Source organism: Nostoc sp. ATCC 53789 (genome assembly GCF_009873495.1).
GTDB classification, from domain to species: domain Bacteria; phylum Cyanobacteriota; class Cyanobacteriia; order Cyanobacteriales; family Nostocaceae; genus Nostoc; species Nostoc muscorum_A.
Window position 1 is genome coordinate 3,469,332 of the sequence record NZ_CP046703.1, and the last position, 20,409, is coordinate 3,489,740.

15 protein-coding genes and 1 other RNA gene are annotated in these 20,409 nt (G+C 40.7%); 5 read left to right on the forward strand and 11 right to left on the reverse strand.

Going from position 1 to position 20,409, the window contains the following annotated elements; translation table 11 throughout:
• Positions 1–337: 337 nt before the first annotated feature.
• The 3 genes from GJB62_RS14205 (at position 338) to GJB62_RS14215 (ending at position 2,745) form a co-directional block, all read left to right on the forward strand.
• Positions 338–796: a hypothetical protein gene (locus tag GJB62_RS14205; RefSeq protein ID WP_114086273.1), complete on the forward strand. Its 459-nt coding sequence runs from the start codon at positions 338–340 to the stop codon at positions 794–796.
• Positions 797–922: 126 nt separating this feature from the next.
• On the forward strand, positions 923–1,774 hold the full coding sequence (locus GJB62_RS14210; protein ID WP_114086274.1) for a hypothetical protein: 852 nt from the start codon (positions 923–925) through the stop codon (positions 1,772–1,774).
• The gene (locus GJB62_RS14215; RefSeq protein ID WP_114086275.1) at positions 1,774–2,745 is read left to right on the forward strand and encodes a hypothetical protein; all 972 of its coding nucleotides are present in this window, start codon (positions 1,774–1,776) and stop codon (positions 2,743–2,745) included. The genes GJB62_RS14210 and GJB62_RS14215 overlap by 1 nt, the downstream gene beginning before the upstream one ends.
• A gap of 9 nt (positions 2,746–2,754) precedes the next feature.
• On the opposite strand, the gene GJB62_RS14220 is transcribed toward GJB62_RS14215, so the two are convergent.
• From GJB62_RS14220 to GJB62_RS14235, 4 genes are all read right to left on the reverse strand, one after another.
• The gene (locus GJB62_RS14220; protein WP_114086276.1) at positions 2,755–3,993 is read right to left on the reverse strand and encodes an acetate kinase; all 1,239 of its coding nucleotides are present in this window, start codon (positions 3,991–3,993) and stop codon (positions 2,755–2,757) included.
• A 294-nt stretch (positions 3,994–4,287) separates the two neighbouring features.
• Positions 4,288–5,601, reverse strand: coding sequence for an NF041680 family putative transposase (locus GJB62_RS14225; protein ID WP_159402443.1), 1,314 nt, complete (start codon positions 5,599–5,601; stop codon positions 4,288–4,290).
• A 191-nt stretch (positions 5,602–5,792) separates the two neighbouring features.
• Positions 5,793–6,422 carry an FMN-binding negative transcriptional regulator gene (locus tag GJB62_RS14230; protein ID WP_114086154.1) on the reverse strand — a complete coding sequence of 210 codons (630 nt, stop codon included), beginning with the start codon at positions 6,420–6,422 and terminating at the stop codon, positions 5,793–5,795.
• A 91-nt stretch (positions 6,423–6,513) separates the two neighbouring features.
• Complete coding sequence (locus tag GJB62_RS14235; RefSeq protein ID WP_114086153.1) at positions 6,514–9,144, reverse strand: DNA polymerase III subunit alpha; 2,631 nt, start codon at positions 9,142–9,144, stop codon at positions 6,514–6,516.
• 193 nt (positions 9,145–9,337) lie between these two features.
• Between GJB62_RS14235 and GJB62_RS14240 the strand changes: the two genes are divergently transcribed.
• Complete coding sequence (locus GJB62_RS14240) at positions 9,338–10,630, forward strand: dicarboxylate/amino acid:cation symporter (RefSeq protein ID WP_114086152.1); 1,293 nt, start codon at positions 9,338–9,340, stop codon at positions 10,628–10,630.
• Positions 10,631–10,649: 19 nt separating this feature from the next.
• Here the strand turns inward: GJB62_RS14240 and GJB62_RS37470 are convergent, their stop codons facing one another.
• From GJB62_RS37470 to GJB62_RS14260, 5 genes are all read right to left on the reverse strand, one after another.
• On the reverse strand, positions 10,650–10,829 hold the full coding sequence (locus tag GJB62_RS37470) for a hypothetical protein (protein ID WP_114086151.1): 180 nt from the start codon (positions 10,827–10,829) through the stop codon (positions 10,650–10,652).
• Between the two features lie 349 nt (positions 10,830–11,178).
• Positions 11,179–11,385, reverse strand: coding sequence for a hypothetical protein (locus GJB62_RS14245; RefSeq protein WP_181852956.1), 207 nt, complete (start codon positions 11,383–11,385; stop codon positions 11,179–11,181).
• A 223-nt stretch (positions 11,386–11,608) separates the two neighbouring features.
• Positions 11,609–12,670: a hypothetical protein gene (locus tag GJB62_RS14250; protein WP_114086150.1), complete on the reverse strand. Its 1,062-nt coding sequence runs from the start codon at positions 12,668–12,670 to the stop codon at positions 11,609–11,611.
• Positions 12,671–13,244: 574 nt separating this feature from the next.
• Positions 13,245–14,957 (reverse strand): diflavin flavoprotein, encoded by a 1,713-nt coding sequence (locus tag GJB62_RS14255; protein WP_114086149.1) that lies wholly within the window; start codon positions 14,955–14,957, stop codon positions 13,245–13,247.
• Positions 14,958–15,136: 179 nt separating this feature from the next.
• On the reverse strand, positions 15,137–16,876 hold the full coding sequence (locus GJB62_RS14260) for a diflavin flavoprotein (RefSeq protein WP_114086148.1): 1,740 nt from the start codon (positions 16,874–16,876) through the stop codon (positions 15,137–15,139).
• Positions 16,877–17,832: 956 nt separating this feature from the next.
• Here GJB62_RS14260 and GJB62_RS14265 point away from each other — a divergent pair.
• Positions 17,833–18,288: a helix-turn-helix domain-containing protein gene (locus tag GJB62_RS14265; RefSeq protein ID WP_114086147.1), complete on the forward strand. Its 456-nt coding sequence runs from the start codon at positions 17,833–17,835 to the stop codon at positions 18,286–18,288.
• Between the two features lie 511 nt (positions 18,289–18,799).
• Here the strand turns inward: GJB62_RS14265 and ssrA are convergent.
• Together ssrA and GJB62_RS14275 are read right to left on the reverse strand one after the other, a co-directional pair.
• Positions 18,800–19,189, reverse strand: a transfer-messenger RNA (tmRNA) gene (gene ssrA, locus GJB62_RS14270).
• A 172-nt stretch (positions 19,190–19,361) separates the two neighbouring features.
• Complete coding sequence (locus GJB62_RS14275; RefSeq protein ID WP_114086146.1) at positions 19,362–20,309, reverse strand: F0F1 ATP synthase subunit gamma; 948 nt, start codon at positions 20,307–20,309, stop codon at positions 19,362–19,364.
• Positions 20,310–20,409 lie beyond the last annotated feature (100 nt).

The window sequence follows — 20,409 nt, forward strand, 5'->3', positions numbered from 1 at the left end:
CATTAAGCAGCTACTATCACAGTCTATCTTTACCTCAAGAGATAGTGAAAACAGGTAGAACCGCAAGCCAAACTCAAAGTATTATATTATACATGAAGCAAAGGTATGTAGGGCATGATTTATGCTTTCTTATTTGCAAAATCTGAATAAATTATTTTCTTTTGTGAGATGAAATTAGCTGCTAAAAATTCTAGCTTTACTTCTCTTAAGCGAGAAATTCTTAAATTATTAAGTTCCTTTGGTATTACTGAGTTTTGTTAAGTAACAGTAGTTAGATTTAGAACATCATTTAGAATAAAATTTTGTTCGCAATTAGACCTGTTGTGTCCTTAATCTTATGCTAGATACTGTAGTTACGAACAACTTGGAAAATAATAGTCTATCCATTCAGGCAAAAAATAGTGATTTTAAAACAATAGTTACGAATCTTAATGCCGATAAAAAAGGACTGGATGTTGATGAAATTATTGATGCCATCAAAACAGTAATAGTTGAAGCTATTGATTTAAAAATTACTACTTGGGTAGCAGAGTCATCCGATCAGCAACAAAATGACACAGAAGTAGCCAAACCAGGTAATCGAATATATACCCGAATTAATCTTGTTAGTGGTGATATCCAAAATGAGATTGGTAGTCAATTTACTGATAGTGGGCCCTATAAAGAAATTCGCGAATTTCATTTGACTCAAATTAGAGATGGTCGGGAGATCATTCACAAGAATATAGAAAGTGTCGAAAAATTGTATGGATTTTTTATGGAAATCGTGAAAAATCATAAAAAATCAGAACTTTAAGTATTCTTTGTTAATTACCCATTTAAGCTAAAATAGCTACCGAAACCTAGCCAAATCGTTAGGTTTATTTACTTGTATCTAGCTATTAATAAAATGCTACACCCAGAACTGTGAGAGAGTGAAACTATGTCTAATCATATTCAAACTAAAGACCGAAATGTTGCTCAACCTCAAGATATCCAAAACCAAGCTAGGGTCTTGTTAAACAATTTAGTATCTTCTGTACAGACATTAGTTTCTGACATCACAGCCTTAGAAGTAAATACGATGGTTGTAGATAGAATTAATGCTTCAAAGTTTAATGCTTGGGAGGCATATCAAGAAATTTATTCTATACACGATCCAGACTACTTTGAGGCAAAAGGTATTCCAGAAGAAGGTTCTCAAGCTCAAGAGCTACATAAGCGTTATAGAAGTCTATTTAACCAAATTGAAAGAGAATATTTTTACCTTCTTCTTGAAGAAGGTTCAGATTTTTATAATCCACAGGATGAGCGGGTAAAACGATATCGCCAGAGGCTTGAATATGCGAAGAAGCATCAACCAAACCTAGTCGAAGCCGATCAGGAAAATGTGAAGCTAGCTCAACCAATACTACCTGCTCCAACTCCCGTTCTTGATGACAAAGATGGAAACAATCAAGAAGATTGGATTGAAACTTTTAAAGAGATTCAAAGACTTTTAAATAATGATAAATTTGTTCGTACCTTACGTAAAATGTATGAACTTAAAGCTGCACTTGATGGTGGTAATGTGAAAAGTACTAAAACTGATATTATTTTTGCTCAAACTGTCATGCAGTTAGATGGAGATATTATTACTCGTTACCATAAAGAACTGTTTACTCTATCTGAAGACGCTAAAAATCTCATCATTAATACACATAATCAAGGAGTTATTTCTGGAGAAAAGCAGTGGCGTGGAACATTTAGTTTTTTGATTAGTTTGGTACAGGGCATCGCAAATTTATCTCGATAATGAACGCCAACATAACAAAAACAGACAACCAAGCTGATGTTGTACTCTCTCTATTTCTACAAGTTCCTCAAGGCGATCGCTTTGAACTTAAGGTTGAGCGATCGCAGTGTAGTTTTTACCTAAATGAGACAGTTGTAGAACAGATTCAGCAAGCACAAAAAACTGGTGTTTCTCTATACATTCCGCCCAAACTGATAATTCCTCTTTGGTATTACGCCTGTTTCGGAAATAATGTTGTGTTTGGAAATAAAAAAGAAGTTACTGAAAAAGAAGTTAGTAATTTTTTTTACGTTACTGTTATAGTCAATATTATAAAATCTTTTCTGAGTAAAACCGCACGGGGGAAAGTAAGTTTACAGTCTGGACTCACCTTTAATTCTTACTATGAGCAGCATGAATCAGTTTCAGATGCTTATAAAGAGAAAGATATCATTTTGCAAAGCACTGTCCTTCTTAATGGTGATATATTCCACAAAATCAAGTTGGATTTTATGCAAAATTCCAACTGTTCCACAATTATTTCTGCTCATTATTGGCTAACAGAACAAATACTAAGTTGCTTTCGGACTAAACTAAATCTACTAGTTTGGGAAATAGCTTCCCTGTTTCCTGCTAGTTTTGTAGTCTACAATTTACATCCAGTAAATGGGATACTATCAATATTTGCTTTGATAGGCTTCACTATAGTATTTGCTACTACTCGCTACATACTTGTCAATCAACTGCAAAGACGTACTTCCATCAACTCTAATTTAATAAATTGGTTTGTATGGATGCTGATTTGTCTCATCCCTATCATTGTTGGTGCTATTAGTAGTTTGAGTGATATTAAGTCTTTATTCTTGCCATTTTTGTCATTTATTGCCCCAAAAATTGCAGAGTACATTTTAAATTTTATTAGACCACTAGTTTGGAAAATTATTTTCACATTAGTTTCTGTCGTTACTCGTATTTATAAATTTTTTAGGTAAATCCTATTTTTATTTTTGCAAAAGTTGCCAACATTGCCCGGCGATCGCCCAATCTTCTTGAGTATGAATAACTAATACCCGTACTGCTGAGTCAGTTGTAGCAATATCTTCATCCACAGGCTGCTGTTGATTTTTCTGAAGATCAAGTTTCAATCCCAAAAAACCAAAAGCTTCACAGGCGGCTTGGCGAATTTCCGCAGAGTGTTCACCTACACCTGCTGTAAACACCAAAGCATCTAATCCACCCAAACTGGTAAGCATTGCACCGATCGCAGAACGTAGACGATGCACGTAGATATCCCACGCCAATTGAGCGCGGGAATTACCTTGAGCGTTGGCGTAGCCCGTCGTAGACATCGCTTCTCTCACTTCGCGCATATCGCTAGATACACCCGAAATTCCCTTTAATCCAGAAGCTTTATTTAATATCTCATCCAACTTTTCGACGGAATAATCGCAATACCGCAACAGATAAATCAGAATTCCCGGATCAACTGAACCAGAACGACTACCCATCATCAATCCTTCTAAGGGCGTGAATCCCATTGTGGTATCAATACTGCGGCCGTTTTTAATTGCTGCTAAAGAGCAACCATTGCCCAGATGACAGGTAATTAACCGCTCAGGTGGAACATCTCGACCGAGAATTTGGGCAGCACGTTGAGAACAGTATTGGTGACTGATACCATGAAACCCATAGCGACGGATTCCTTGCTCTACCCACTCATAAGGGCCGGGATAGATTGCGGCTGCATCGGGGAGAGTGGCATGAAATCCAGTATCAAAGACTGCTACTTGGGTGACATCTTTTAAGATTTCTTCAATTGCTTCTATACCTTCCAAAGCTACTGGATTATGTGCTGGAGCGAGGTTAGATAAGCTAGCGATCGCCTTTTTGACATCCTCAGTAATTACTACACTATCTCGATAATCCTGTCCACCATGTACTATCCGATGCCCCACCACATCGATTTCTGACAACCGATCTATTACTTTGGTAGCACCATCAGTAAGTGTATGAAGCATATAGGTGAGGTGTGCCTGTGGGGAATCATCAGAAATTGATTCTTGCAGTGTTGCACCTGTAGCAGTTTTCACTTCAATTTCTGCTACACCGCGATCTTGAGTCCAGTTGATTTTCCCTTCCCAAAGGGGTTGAGATGCTTCGGTGGAGAAAGCCTCATCTGCAATCTCATACAGACAACTCTTTTGGGTACTCGATCCGGCATTCAGCACCAATATCTTCATAGGACAACATAAAAACATGACCTCCTTTGATCATGTCACCAAGTGTAGCCTAATGTTTCTAGCCTATAGTCATAATATGCAGCAAAGGTGTGTTTCCAGCGCTAAAATTTTGTTGAATTATTTTTCAAAGCGATCGCTCACAGATTTTCTATGAACTCTTCCGGTGTAACTTGCGCTTACTTACTTGAGTTTGGACTAATTGGCATTTAGCAGCAATGAATAGAAAGCAAGAAAAAGTTACCCAACTTCTTTTAGAGGCTGAGTTAAGTTGAATCGTTGAAAAAGAAGCAGAAACTAAGCAGCAGTTAGATCAGCGTTCTTAAGTGATTCTTCGGTTTTAGGTTTTTTAGATGCGTGTTTTTTGACAGTGGGATAACGCTTACGCGAAGGTGGCTGATGCCCTTGGGCACGCCCAGGTGATTTACCGCGAGTTTTCGGGGGTTGAGCAGGAGTGCCAATAGTGGCTAAAATTAGAGGAAAGGCTTGTGCTACGCGTCCTGGAGACAGTTTATCCTGAGTCGATTGCCAAGGCAAGGGGGAATCAATACAGGCAAGTCTAGCTAGCCATAATTGCCAAGTTAACAATGGCATCAGGTCACTCCATCGCTCTGCTGCCTGAGTAGAGCCAAGCTGAGGCTGTGTCCAATATAACCTCTGCTTGGCAAATCGATACCAATGTTCTAGAGCAAAGCGGCGGAGGTATTTTTGCCAGAGATCCTCTAATGGAGGCATTGTCTGACCCAACCAAGCTAGCCATAAGGGTTGGAACTTACGATTGCGTCCAACTGGTTGGATCACCTCGACGCGAATGATTTCCATTGCCCGGTTTGGAGATTGAAGAAAATGAAACCCACTCCAGCGCATGACTTTTACTCGACCAACTTGCGGGTCTTCAACTTCTAGAGTTTCAGTTACCTCTGCCCAAGTTTCCGAGTCATTGAACTTAAACTTATGACCATGTTTACACGGTGCGCCTCGTCCTTTGTAAGTACCGGGTGTACCCCATACGCATCGGTTAGAAGCTAAACGCAGCAACAGGTCTGCGTCAATCTTCTCCGTGGCTTGGACAAATTTGGCGTTGCCGTAGCCTCGGTCATAAGCAGCAAGCGGTCTTTTGCCTAACTCACGGGTTATTTGTTTAAGTTGGAATGCGGCTTTACTTGTTGGCGTTTCAAAGCTGGTGATCCGTTCGTGCTTTAACGGCAATGCCCAACTCCCATCCGCTTCTGGTATCCACGCTAACGTACTGTAACTTTGTCCGATGCCTATGCTTCCCCTGGAGTCCCCATGAAAAGTTCTTTCTTTTAGTGTCTTCGCTTCTGGTCTTGCCCAAAAGCTATGATCTCCTGCTAGAAATGGCTGTTCATCCGTCACTACCTCCTGTACCAGTAGCTTCATCAGTTTTCTTTTTGGTGGACGACTATCATGTAGTGCTGCATAAATGCTCGACCATTGCCGTCGAAATACTGGGCTTTGTGACAAGCTTACAAACGATGGGATACTCGGACTTGTTAATACTGCATCCATCAATTCAAATACTGCATCTTTGGCCTTTCCCAAACAATCGTAGATACCTTGGCGGAATTTTTCTAGTTGTGTCAGGATCATCACGTCAATGATTTATCGATTACTTTCATTGACTTTACGGCAGTCAGTGTTACTGCTGACTGCTTTTCTCTAGCTTTTTAGTCCAAACTCCAGTACTTAAGAATGCCACTCAATATTTTTACCTTCAGATATTGATGCACCGAGACAACACAGCCAGTTGTCCCTTTTAACGTTTGCTTCTTTGGAGATGTCTAATACTCATTGGATTCAAGATTTTGTTTCATCTCGGCACCGACGGCACGAGCAGCCGTATCTGAACTTTGTAGCAGTGTACTTGACACATTGTGCTGCTCAACTTGGCTTCGGTTTTGACTAAGTTTATACTTACCTTCTAAGCGTGTAACAGTTATTTCAAAACCTACAATGCCATTCATCAGACCTTCACGAAATCCGTCAGATAAACCGTGCCAATGGGATTTGTAGTCAGCTTCGTAGGTGTCTATCATCTCGTTTATCATTTGGTTCATTGATTCTGGGGAGTCATTGAGCATAATGACTTTGGGAATACCATACGCGTGAACCGCAATATAGTTCCACGTCGGTACGCTCTCATGCTTTTCATATAAGGTAGGAGAAATGTAAGCGTGCGCTCCGGTGAAGATAGCAAGTAACTCAGTACCAGGGGCTTGCGATTGAGGATTTTGCTTTGCCAGATGACCGATTAATTTAACAGTATCCCCTTGCATTGAAATGACGAGAGGAACGTGTGAAGCATAAGGTACACCGTCTATAATCGATACCAACGTAGCGAAACTATTGGCTCTCATAAAGGCGATCAATTTATCAACATTATCTTCTTGAAAAGCGGTTGGTCTATACATGGCGATTTAACCTCACTATCAACTTATAAAAGTCCTCTAGCTCTCATTCGGATAGCAAGCGGAGAATGCTGAACTCTGACTGCATCTTTTCTTAATTCGGCAAACTATCTACCCGCATCAAATTCAATTCCCGCTCAAATATTTCATCAATTGGCAACATTTGACCATCAACAGTCATAAATTTATGGTCTTTTGTTGCCCGAATCAATGAACCATCTTCCAAACAATACTCAAACACCTCTTGTTGTCCGCGATCGTGCCACTGTGCTACAGGTTGCGTGTAAATATTCCCATTATTATCAACGCTATACACAGTACATTCAATACGTTTTTCTACAATTTTCCCAATCGGCAACAATCCATATTCTACTGTCAATATTTCCGTTTCATAGCTTAAACAATATTCAGCAAACTTCAACATTTGCTCAAATAATTCATCCGCAACTTTTTTCGGAACACCATTTTTTGCTGCGCCATCTACGAATTTTTCTCGCTGCTTTTGCATCTCAGAAACTTTCTTTTTACCCATCGCCCGACGCAGCAAGTCAGCTTGTCCTAAAGAATATCCAGCCATATCCTGAGCAATTTTCATGATTTGCTCTTGATAGACCATAATTCCATAAGTTTCGTCTAATATTGGTTCTAAAACAGTGTGTTGATAATCAATATTTTCTCGACCATGTTTGCGATTAATAAACTTAGGAATCAGCCCCGCATCTAATGGTCCCGGTCGATAAAGTGCCAAAATCGAAGAAATATCTTCTATATTAGAAGGCTTCAAATCTCGCACTATCTGACGCATCCCAGAAGATTCTAATTGAAATATCCCTTCTAACTCACCTGCTTCTAATAATTCATAAGTTTTTTGTACATCTTTAGGTAAGCTGCTATGTTCACCTTTAGCTAATATCTTCTGGGCTTTTCTTTCCTGGCGAGGAATTTCATCAGGATCGACCCGATATCCTCTCGTTTCTTGAATCAAATCAACGGTCTTTTGAATCAGGGTCAGGTTCCGTAAACCCAGGAAATCCATTTTCAACAAACCCATTGATTCCAGGTCTTCCATGAAATACTGGGTAATCACGGAACCATCATTATTCTTCTGTAGCGGGACAATTTCATCAAGTGGTTCGTCTGAAATTACCACCCCGGCTGCATGAACACCAAAAGTTTTGTTAGTTCCTTCAATTCGCATCGCCATATCAAGCCAATGGCGAACATGGGGTTCTTTATCATATCTTTCTTTAAACTCTGGTTCTGGAGTTTTATCGGAAACCATCACCTTGAGTTTTGTTGGTTTCCCTCGCACTACAGGAATTAATTTCGCCATTTTGTCAGCTTCCCCGTAGGGAATATTCAATACTCTGGCGACATCTTTCAAAACTGCTTTAGAGGTTAGACGGTTAAAAGTAATGATTTGAGCAACTCTATCTGCACCGTATTTTTCAGTGACATATTCAATAACTTTATCCCGTTGTTCAATACAGAAATCCGTATCAATATCAGGCATGGATTTCCGTTCGGGGTTCAAAAAACGCTCAAATAGTAGCCCATGATGCACAGGGTCAATATTAGTAATTCGCATTGCATAAGCAACTAATGAACCAGCCGCAGAACCCCGACCAGGCCCGACAGGAATGTTATTATCTCTAGCAAATTTAATATAGTCCCATACAACTAAAAAGTATTTGGAAAAACCCATCTGCTGAATCATTTTCAGTTCGTATTCCAATCTTTCTTTATAGACGGAATCGACTTCCTGGCGAGATTTGCGATTTAATCGTTCTAAAAGTCCATTCCATGCAACATCTTCGGCGTAAGTGTCAGCAGTATGACCGGAGGGAATGGGGGGTGTAGGAATCTGAGGCTCACCCATAATATGGTAAGGCTCGACTTTATCAGCGACTTCTTCAGTAGTAGCTACAGCTTCTGCAATCACATCATCCGTTAAATGGTCACGAAATAGCTGCCGCATCTCCTCACCAGATTTGAGATACTCTGTGCCGCTATAACGCATCCGCTTATCTTCAATAATTAGCTTGCCAGTTTGAATACATAGCAAAGCATCGTGGGCTTCAACGTCGAAACAAGAAATAAAATGTGAATCATTAGTAGCAATAATTTTAATGCCTAGTTCTCTAGCAATTTTCACTATTTCTACATTCACAATTCGGTCTTCTTGGGAGCCGTGGTCTTGAATTTCTAGATAATAATCATCGCCAAATACATCTTTATACCACTGAGCAACTTTCCGGGCTGCATCTGGTCGATTACTGAGAATCGCTTGGGGAACTTCTCCACCTAAGCAAGCACTGGTGACAATCAAGCCCTCATGGTATTGTTTTAGTAAATCTTTATTAATACAAGGACGTGAAAAAATCCCTTTGCCTTGAACACCTTGAAGATGCGAAATTGTGGTTAATTTGACTAAATTTTTGTAACCTTTGGTATTTTTAGCTAAAACGACTTGATGATATTTTGGGCGACGTTCTTGTTTTTCGATATCGCCATTAATTACATACATTTCATTGCCGATAATCGGCTTAATATTTTGACTACGGCAGATTTTGATCAGTTCAACGGCTCCATACATGACACCATGATCGGTAAGAGCGATCGCTTTCATCCCCAGTGCGATCGCTTGATCCACCAACTCTGGTAGCTGACTTGCCCCATCTAGTAGACTGTAGTCACTGTGAATATGTAAAGGCACAAAGGACATAAGCATCTCCAACCACAAGCCAAGATATCTTTAGGGGTCTACCTTGTGGTATACCCTTTCAAGCCGGATTTTGCAAAGCAACGGAATATTACATTAGCAGTTTTTACCTAAAATTAAAGCTGTTCTTTTTCCGAAATTGTCACTATCATCAGTGTTGTCTTAATAGTTACAGCAGTTCATCAGCATCTAACTAATGAGTGAAACAGAGAGTACTACTTCGCCTGAAACCAAAGCTAGCCCTTGGTGGCAGCGTATCCCTCTCACATTGCAAATTCTCATCGCCCTAGTAGCCGCAGTCAGCGTTGGAATTGCACTTGGTGCGGGGAATCCCAATCCCAGCAATGCCACTTTAATTAACAATTTAGCAATTCCGGCTGAGTTGGTGCTAAAGGCTCTCCGCGCTCTAGCTACGCCCCTGATTCTGGTAGCGGTGCTGCATACCTTAATGACTACCGATATCCCCGGTACAGCCGGACGGCGGCTGGCAGTGCTACTTTTGACTAACACTACCGTAGCTATTTTAGTGGGACTTTTGGTAGCGAATGTGCTGCGTCCGGGGACTTGGGGCAATGTAGCTACCTCAACAACTACAGAAATACCTACTCAGAGTCTCGATCCTTGGGGAATACTCAAAGATGCTGTACCCGAAGCTGTCCTGAAGCCATTAGTTGATAATAATGTCATTCAACTAATTGTTATTGCCTTAAGTTTTGGCATCGTCCTGCGGGGCTTAAAATCTGAACAAATTGCCCAAGGGAAAAAAGGATACCAGCCGATAGAGGATGTCATCGGGATTTTGTTTGAGGCGGTAGTCGGTGTCCTCAACTGGGTAATTGCCTTAGTGCCTTTCGCCGTCTTTGGGATTGTTGCTAAAACAGTTGCTATGCAAGGATTTACACCGTTTAAATCTTTGGGTGCATTTATTCTGGCGGTGCTGTTAGCGCTGGCATTGCAGGCGTGCTATTACCTCACTAGAGTAAAATTTGGTTCTTGGGTACCCCCGCTAAAATTCCTAGCTGGCGGTTCTGATGCCTTTTTAACAGCTTTTTCAACTTCCTCCTCTGCGGCGGCAATGCCCGTAACTTTTGAGGTTTTGCAAACAAAAGTTGGTTTAAGAGAATCTTCTGCTGCTTTGGGGGCATTAGTAGGGGCAAATTTCAATAATGATGGCACTGCCCTTTATGAAGCAATGTCTGCGTTGTATATTTCCCAACTAATTGGGCAACATCTGACTTTAGGACAGCAGTTAATTGTCATTCTGACCTCGATTTTTGCATCTGTAGGTGCGGCGAATATTCCCAATGCTGGACTGGTAACGATGACACTAGTGTTCACTTCTGTAGGCTTACCTACCCAGTACATTGCTTTGCTAGTTACCATCGACTGGTTTTTAGATCGCTGCCGCACCGCGATTAATGTTATGGGAGATATGACTGTGAGTGCTTTACTTGACGGCAAAAAGCCTCGTTCTGTAGACGAGGCTTAGTTTGAAGCTTTTCAGGTAGCTAATGCTGTTGGGGTCCTTTGGCATCACATTCTTTAGCCCAACAGCGTTCTAGAAGTCGAAGCCGCCAGATCAATGCAAAGCGTTGGGGATTCAATACTAATTTAGTATCGTGACTAAATAAAGGCTGGTTCAGATACTGCCAAAGGGGAAATTGAATTTTGGTGTGTTTTGGAGTCATAAGAACAACAAATATTATAAAAGTTTAGCGACCATAGTCGGCATTTTGTCTAGCAATTGCCTGATAGTGTTTTTCTAGTTAAAGGCTACACTGCGTTTTTGCAATTGTCTTGGTGGCAATTGCGGAATTTCAGCAAGTGAATTTATATTATTTCCGCTTTAATACTGAAATTGCACTCACCCCTGACCATTGATGACATCAGTTGAGTTGTCAAAACCATTGATATTAGAGTTGTCGGGAAATTAGGACGATAAATTTCTGAAAGCCTTATATAGTAAGCGTTTATAGTATTTCGTACAGGAATAGCTGTAACCTTCACCTGGTAATCTTTACAGCCATTTTTTTGTTATTACCCGACAAGTCTATTATTTTTCAGGTCATTCAGAAAGGTGACTGTGTTTTTGTTGAAGATGTTGCTTTGGGTGGAGTTGGCCTTGAGGATATCAAAGCTGTCACTAATTGTAGTTGTCTTATTAAACAGGATATTACCCACTGCTGATAGGTTATCTAGTTTTTCTATAGCAAAGTTTTGCAGGATAACTTTTTCATCAGCCATCCCTTCAAAAGTGATTTCCAGATTGTTACTATTCTGAGAGAGTAGTAGATTTCGAGCAGTTAGAGGATATTTTAAAAGTTACAAAATATACTATAAATTCCGCGTCCAAACTTATCCTCAAAAGTTAAAGAGGTTTTAAAACCCCCATTTCCTTGTAGGTAATAGGACTAGGGGCTTAAGTTTCCGAAGCTTAGATGTTAGCAATCATACTTTTCAAACAACTCTAAGTCAGCTCGTCTTGCTTTCTAGAATCAATAATGTGGATTCCTATATCTATACCTTTAATATTGCAACTTATGTACGAAAACAGCGCATAAATAAAGATAACTATGCCCAGCATCTCTAGCACTTCTTCTATAGTTGTTATGAAGACATAAATCATGTTATGGGGGGTGTAGTAATATTCATAGTATCCACCTACCAATTCACTCACAATTGCACCTGCTACGTAGATTGTTCCAGCAATGAAAAATAAGCGTCGTGTCTTGCCAGGAAGAGTAGCGATAAATCGCCCAAATACTAGCAAAAAGAGAAGTACGAAGATAGCACCCGCAATCACCCAAGCGTAGTAAAGAAAACCACTAGTATTAAATGTATCTCGCAGTGGTGCAGTTAGTCTTTCATGAAGACCGATCAATTCATCTAAGAATAAACCAGCAAAAACTATTGACAATCCTCTCCATGCCCAGACATCTTTATTCTTAGCTAACCTCTGAGCTTGGAAGATGATCTCCAGCAGAATAGAACAAAATAGTAAAGCTCCTCCAGAGTAAATTGCAGGAATATTATCCTCGCTGTTGAGATCGAATAGAATGCTAAAGATATCTCTCCCAGGAAAGTCAGGTAGATAGTAGACATTGTAATTAGCCAAAAGACTGACAAGAGCCAAGCACAATACTACGCCTAGCAGGAATTTGAGTGTTTTGTTGGCAGAAAGATATACCTTCAATTTCTGCGGTGATTGCAACGCTGCGATCGCATCTTCTGGTTTTATAGAACTTCTTGGCTCAACTACAGATATCCTGTCACTCTTAGCATTGTCTGAATAAGACTGGTTTTTGAGGATCTTGCGTCGCTCTGGCAATACAACTTTTGACATGAAGTACTCAATGGTTTGCTGCTTAACAAAACCATGCATTGCCAGAATTTTTCCCAACTGCTCACCACTCAACTCTTGTGTCTTGAGTGCTATGTCTAATTCATCTGGATTAATTAGTTCAGCTTCAACTAAATACGTCCCAAGCGGCTTAAGCTGAAAACCTTGTGTGTCTATTTTCCTAATCAATTAGGATCTCCTTCTTTTTGCTGCCTGAATGTAATAAATTTTTAGGCTTTTAGTCATGAAACATTACAATTACCAGATAATATCAGATTTTAAGAGTTTCATAACCTTTACTTAATCAGATTTTGCATAGGCTAAATTATTGACTATACAAGTGTAAATTTATGCTAAAGAAAAGATGAATTTATTATGTAGATACGTCAGTTCTGCCGCAATACTGCTCGGGTTTTGCATTTTTAACTCGGAATTGGGTTTGGGGAAAAGGTTAAAGGGTAAAGGGTAAAGGTTAAAGGTTTTTTCTTTTCCCTTTCCCCCGCTCCTTATCCCCAGAGGGGGCCCCACCTTCCCCTTTTCCCCTTAACCGACAAGTATTGAGTTCTGCCGTTGCTGTTATTTCTAAACGCATTGTTCCAAGCAAAAAAATAAATCCACCTATCACTCTCATGTGTAGGTGGATTTATTCAGATGTGCAGACATCTAGCGCGGTTGATTGTATCCGTAGCAGACAGAGTAAGTAGCAAAAATCCTGCTAGAGTTGCATTGCAGGGTAATCTTCAACTTAGGAGATTACCTATAATTAGTAATGAGTGCCAGTTTTGCGATGGTTGATGGCAGTAACAGCATCAGGTTTGAGTAATTTACCCTCGTCCACAGTTGCATATACAACCCAGTGATCGCCACATTCCAGACGTTGATTGACTGAGCATTCCAAATATGCTAAAGCGTCGGTGAGGACAGTACAACCGTTATCTGCAACTGCTGTACTAAAGTTAGCAAACCGATCTTCTCCAGGCGCGAAAGATTTACGGAAATGCTTCATGTAGTCTTGATGATTGCCTTCAGGTAAAATATTTAAGGCAAACTTACCACCTGGATACATCAAAGATTCGATCGCTCGGTCTTTGGCGATCGCAACACTTATTCCAGGTGGGTTGAAGGTGGCTTGAGAAACCCAAGCGCCTAACATTGCGGTAGACACTTCTCCAAGTTTAGCTGTGATCACGCATACGGAACCAACAATGCGACCTACAGCTTGTTCCACTGGGGTAGCGGCTTGTTGTGGTACACGTACTTTTTTAGCCTTTTTCAGTGTTTGGGCAAAGTCTGTACCTAGTTCTTCACAGAACTTGAGAGTGACATCATCAGGTTTAAACTTGACCTTCAATGTGTCAAAGCCAAAACGGTATCCAGAATCCCGGAGTTTACCTTCTATTAAGTCAAAGGCTTCGCCACTCCAGCCGTAAGAACCAAAGACTCCAGCGAGTTTACTGTTGTCACCGCTTGAGATCACAATCCCTAAAGCAGTATGAATAGGAGTTGGCGCATGACCACCGATAGTAGGAGAACCGATGATAAAACCTTCTGACTGTGCGAGGTTGATGCGAATTTCATCAGGGGTGGCAAATTCGCAGTTAATCGATTTGACTGCAACTCCACCTTTAGTTAATCCCAGAGCGATCGCTTGTGCTAAAGTCGCCGTATTACCGTAAGCTGAAGCGTAAAGTAGGGCAACGGAAATCTCGCGATCATTATGAGAACGGCTCCACTCTCCATAAGCTTTGGTGAGTTCGATTAAGCTGCTGCGTACCAAAGGCCCGTGACCCACAGCATACATTCTCACCTGCAAATCTGATATTTTCTCCAAAGCTGCTTGCACATGAGGAGTTTGGGGAGCCATCAGGCAGTTAAAGTAGTAACGCTGGTCTTCTTTGAGCGCTTCCCAGTTATCATCAAACACTTCATCACCACAGAGATGAGTTGCAAATAACTTATCTGTGTAGAGAATTTGAGTTTGCTGATCGTAGGTACAAAGTCCTTCCGGCCAACGTGGGCTAGGAGTGGGCAAGAATTTCAAAACATGACCTTTGCCTAAATCCAGAGTTTCTTTCCCGCGCATCACCAAGACTTTCAAATCTTGCTCTAGGAAAGCAGCACGCAAATTGTTCGCACCGGGAAGAGAACAGACAAAAGTTACCTGTGGTGCCAGTTCTAAAATTGCTTTGAGGGTTGCAACTCGATTGGGACTAAAATGACCCAGGATTATATAATCCAAACTTTGTAAATCTAAAGTCTGCCGCAATGCCTCTAAATAAATTTCGGTAAAGCTTTCTGGCGGTGGATCGATAAGTGCGGTTTTATCAGCTTCAATTAAATAGCAATTGGAGGTAGTACCTCTTTCAAGTGCGTATTCAATTTCAAACCGCAGACGTGACCAACTACGTGCTTTGATCGCCTTAGTATTTGTAGCAATTGGTAGAACTTGTACGTCGCGTGGCTTGGAATTGGTCATAGCTATTTAAAGTTGGGGAATTGGAAATAGGTTATGGGGAACAGGGAATAGGGGATAGGGAATAGGGGATAGGGAACAGGGAATAGGTTATAGAGTATGGATCATAGGAAACAGGGGATAGTTTTCTTTTCTGTCCCCTGTCCCCTGTCACCTGTCACCTGTTACCTCTTCCCTATTTCTTAGTAGTAATTACCTACTTTGCGATGGCGAACGGCTGTGAGTCCATCGTTTTTAGAGACACGACCTTCTTGGACTGTGCAGTATAAAATCCAGTGGTCGCTGCATTCCATGCTGCTCTGTATTTCACATTCGATGTATGCCAGAGCATCAGTTAGAATGGGAGAACCGTTTTTCGCGGTTTGAGTTTTCACTCCTGCAAAGCGGTCAGCACCGGGATGTAAGCGCTTGAGAAAGTGCTTTTTCAATTCTTGATAATTGCCTTCTTCCAAAACGTTGAGGACGAAGCGATCGCCTACTTGCATTAAGGAATCAATGGCGCGGTCTTTCGCAACGGCAATTGTTAATCCTAATGGTTGCAAACTCGCTTGCGTTACCCAAGATGCCAGCATTGCGCTTGAGACATTATCTTTTTTAGTCGTGACTATATATAGTCCACTACTAATGCGACCCAACGCCTTTTCCATGTTGACATCAAGAGACTTGATTTGCTTGATGTTGCGATCGCGCACTAGCAATTGTCCGATGTCTTTACCAGCTTCTTCACACAACTGGAATGTTGATGCACTGGGAGTCTCTTTAATCCGAATGGGTGGGAAAGCTTCTTTGATGCCAGAGTCAAGAAATTGTCTGCGGAGTGTATCAATGGGTTCATCATCCCCACCGTAACATTCAAACAGCCCAAGAAATTGCTTATTCTTGGCGACAGCTAGCACTGAACTGATACTAGCTTGGGCGGCGGCGGCGGTACTTGGGGGCATACCAATAATGATGCCAGCGGCTCTTCCAGCTAATTCTTGAATTTCTTGGCTCTCAGCAGTACTTAAATCTAGTACTTCTACTCCAACCCCAGTTTTCAAAATACCTTCGGCAATTGCGTGACCAAGGCGCTCGCCATAACCGTAATCTGAGACAAAAAACAAGCCTACTGTTGTTTCTGCTTTAGCTTGTTTTTGGCTCCAATTTTCGTAACACCCGGTCAGAACATCTAAATGGTGGTATAATAAGGGGCCGTGACCATTTGCGATAATATTAATCTTTCCTAGATCGCCCATCCGCTTCATCGCATTCAGTAGCGAACGAGCGTTAGGACCCATCAAGCAGTCGTAGTAAAATCTAAAGTCAGCTTCGATAGCTTCTAAATCTTCGTCAAAGGTGCGATCGTCACAAAAGTGCATCCCAAAAGCATCACAGGTGTAGAGAATTTGGGTTTTGCGGTCAAAGCTAAAGATTGTATCCGGCCAGTGCAGATTAGGCGCACTCACGAATTCCATTTCGTGTCCTTTGCCTATATCGATGCGATCGCCGGTTTTGACAACCCGCTTAGAAAATGGATCGTGGACTAAGCCTTCCAAAAACTGAAGCGCAACTTTTGAGGCTAAGACGGTAGCTCTAGGAGCTAATTGCAGGACATCTTCTACTAAACCGCTATGGTCTGGCTCTGTGTGGCTGACAATTATGTAATCAATTGTCTTGGGGTTAACAAGACCTTTTAAAGTCTCTAAATACAGATCGCGAAACTTCTGGTGAGAAGTATCAATCAAAACTGTTTGTTCGCCCCTAATTAGATATGAATTGTAGGTTGTACCGTTTTGTAGTCCAAATTCGATATCGAAGCGATCACGATCCCAGTCAAGAGAGCGAATCGCCGTTGTGTTAGGGGCAATTTCTACAGTTTGTATAGTTAGCCGATGTTGAGCGTTCTCTGCGTTGGCCTTGCCGGTCGTAGACATCGCTACCATTATTCGTCTCCGAGCGCAAATTGTCAGGTTTTTCTTCTGCCCCCATTCTCTCTATTATTTTTTGTTTAAGTTGTAATGAATATCAGTTTTTGAATAATTTAACTTGTATCAATTGTTGCTGTTTTCTAGCAAGAAATATGACTCAAAAAATCTACTAAATATTAATTTATTCAGGAAAATCTACTTAGTATTTTATTTTGCTATTTATCTAATTTTATTCTAATTTAAAAATATCATTTTCTTTATATTATTTGACAATAAAAACTGAAAACATCAAAACTAATATCATACATCTAGGACTATTATATAAAACTCAGTACAACTCAAAAGCATACTCTTTAATTGTTTTTGCCTCTTAAATGGCTGCATAAGGAAGTTGACAAATAAAAGTTAATTCTTTTGAGAGTGATGTATAAATGATAAAAATATACTAGGTTTTACAAACAAACTCTGTAGTTATGGCGTAGAATAATTGTCTTAAGAGGATAGATTAAAAGTTAGTTTTTTAAGACGCTATTTTACAAAAAAGTAGGAAAAGTAGGAAAAGTAGGAAAAGTAGGAAAAGTGGTAAAAATAGGAAAAGTAACACAAATCTTTCTATCTCCAATAGGTATTGAATTTATTTTTGTTTCAAGCAATAATACTGTTATGTTAAATATGAAATTTATGTGAAGTCGAGAAAATAGATATTTGTTGGAGATAGTTAAGAAAAATTTCTAGAGAGGAGTTGAATAAAAAGGAAGAAGGCTTCTATGTATATGTTTTTCTGCTCATTCCAATGGAAAATAGCGTAAAAATTATTTTTAAAGTTTCGATAAATCACCGTATTCATAAGAATAATTGAAGAATTTTAATGATACAGTCCTTTATTATCGACTTTAGACATTAATTAGAACGACGCTAACAAGTTCTTAAGAAAAGATTCCAACAATTAACTGTGTAAAAGGTTATTAATTATGGGATGCAGATTAAAAGTCTTTCTAACTGAGCAAGAAAAGCTGACTTTAGAAGAGTTAAGAAAAGCTAAACATGTTCCTCAACGCACCAAGGATCGGGCTCAAGTCTTACTGTTAAATAATCGTGGCTTAAAAAACGAGCAAATTGCTAAGGGTTTGAACTGGGCAATTTCAACAGTACGTCAAACCCTTCATCGCTGGGAAAAGATGGGTTTAGCAGGTCTGTGGGATGCTTCTGGACGAGGTGGAAAACCTCGATATTCAGAATCAGATTTGGTTTATCTAGAAAATTGTTTAGCTCAAGAATCACAGACTTATAACTCTAAACAATTAGCAAAAAAACTGGCATCTGAACGCCAGGTAAGCTTGAGTGCAGATCGGTTACGACGGGTACTTAAACAAAGAGGAAGAAGGTTTGGAACCGCACGCAAACAACCCCAGGAACAGAATCATTAAAGCCTCTCGTCACTCGTAGTAATTTCGTCAATGCAAAAGTTGGGCCAGGATTGGTAAGCGATCGCATATCTTTGCTACAACGATAGTAATAGTAAAACTGAAGAGGCGATCGCTTTGGCGTTTCTCCCAAAGTCAAAGGCTGCTGGGGGTCTGTTACGGATTAAATCACCGGTCAAGGTTTTGCAGCAATTAGGAAAGCAAGGATATTGAACCGTTGCTTTCAACCTTAATTATGCAGACCAAGAAGATTTTAACAGCCTGAATAAACTCTGGTAAAAATTAGCACATTGATTGTGATGTAGCTCAGGTATACCGAAGTGCTAAATAATTAAAGTAGGGCAAAATAAACATCCTTTCATCAGGAAATGCTGAAAGTCCACTAATTTTAGATTTGGATTTTGAATTGATTCCTTTCTTGGCTCAATTCGGTCTACTGATTTAATATATTCAGACAGCACAAAACAAAATCCACCTTGATATAAAATTATCAGGTGGACTTGTTATTTATTCTTAGTGGATCCGAGCAGAGTCGAACTGCTGTCCAAATTGGGTATTGACCCCCCGCTCATTCACAGGTTTAGCCTTTCTGACCCTCAAGGCGGGAATCGTTCATTATCCCGAACGTAGGATTCTCTGATTTAATCTTAGCTAGCAAGCCAACCAGAGAACGCTTACTAGAGCATCCGTTGGGGTTTGGTCTTCAGTCCTTAACGGAGTCAAACCGAAGACGCTCGAACCTATAAGAGGTGTTTAGGCAGCTACTAGAGCATCCTTACGAGCAAAGTTAACGATGTTATTCGCATTTACTTTTTGTTTGAGCCTTTGATTTCCGAGAGGAGACTCACTCTCGACCTGAATCACAGAGCAGCGTTCGCCAACCTGTCGAAACCGTGACGGACCCATGCACTTCATACTTCGATTATAATACGCGATTCTTGAATTTGTAATTCGTAATTCGTAATTCGTAATTATCAAAGTCAGAATATATGGCTCCACTTAGTCAAAATAGCCAATCGCTAATTTTAAAACCATTAGCAATTGGCTATTTGCCATAATCCACAACAAATATTTTCCTAAGTTAGTGCTTCAGCACCACCTACAACCTCTAGGAGTTCTTGGGTAATGGCAGCTTGTCGAGCTTTGTTGTAAGACAGTGTGAGGGTATTAATCAATTCACCCGCATTTTCACTAGCATTACTCATAGCTGTCATCCGCGCTGCTAGTTCACTAGCCGCAGATTCTTGCAGCGCCCGCAATAGCTGGTTACTCAGATACAGGGGCAACAAAGAATCGAGGATCTGTACTGGATCTTGCTCGAAAATCATGTCAGGAGCCAACGCGCGAACTTGGCTAGCCACTTTCTCCCGTTCGACTTCAAATTTACCACCACGGGTTGTCAAGCGGAAGATTTCGTCATCACCCGCTTCTAGTCCTTGTGGATCGAGGGGCAGTAAGGTTTGGATTACAGGACGGGAGCTAACCAAGGAAAGAAATCTGGTATAGATTAATTCGATGCGGTCAACTTCTTCCGAAAGGAATAAGGAAAGTAGTTGATCGGCAATCTGATTGGCTTCGGCTGCGGTGGGAATTTGCTCTAAGCCGCTGTAAGTGGCATCAATGGGCTGATCGCGGCGTTGAAAGTACTGTGTAGCTTTGCGCCCGACGATCACAAATTGATAGTTTAAACCTTCTGCCTTGATTTCCTTGGCACGATTCTCTGCACGACGGATAACGTTATTATTGTAGCCGCCGCATAAACCGCGATCGCCTGAAATTACCAATAGCCCGACTGACTTAACTTCTCTTTTTTTCAGTAGTGGCAGGTTTGCTTCTTCAAAGCGCAAACGGCTTTGCAAACCATATAATACTTGTGCCAAGCGATCGGCAAAGGGGCGAGTCGCTAGTACTTGTTCTTGCGCCCGACGCACTCTAGCCGCAGCTACGAGACGCATGGCTTCTGTGATTTTTTTGGTGTTTTTGACCGACTGAATGCGATCGCGTATTGCTTTTAGATTGGCCATAACTTTAAGTTCTGAGTCCTGAGTTCTGAGTTCTGAGTTCTGAGTCCTGAGTTCTGAGTTTGAAATTTTGAGTTTTGAATGAAAAACTTTCTTCAACTCA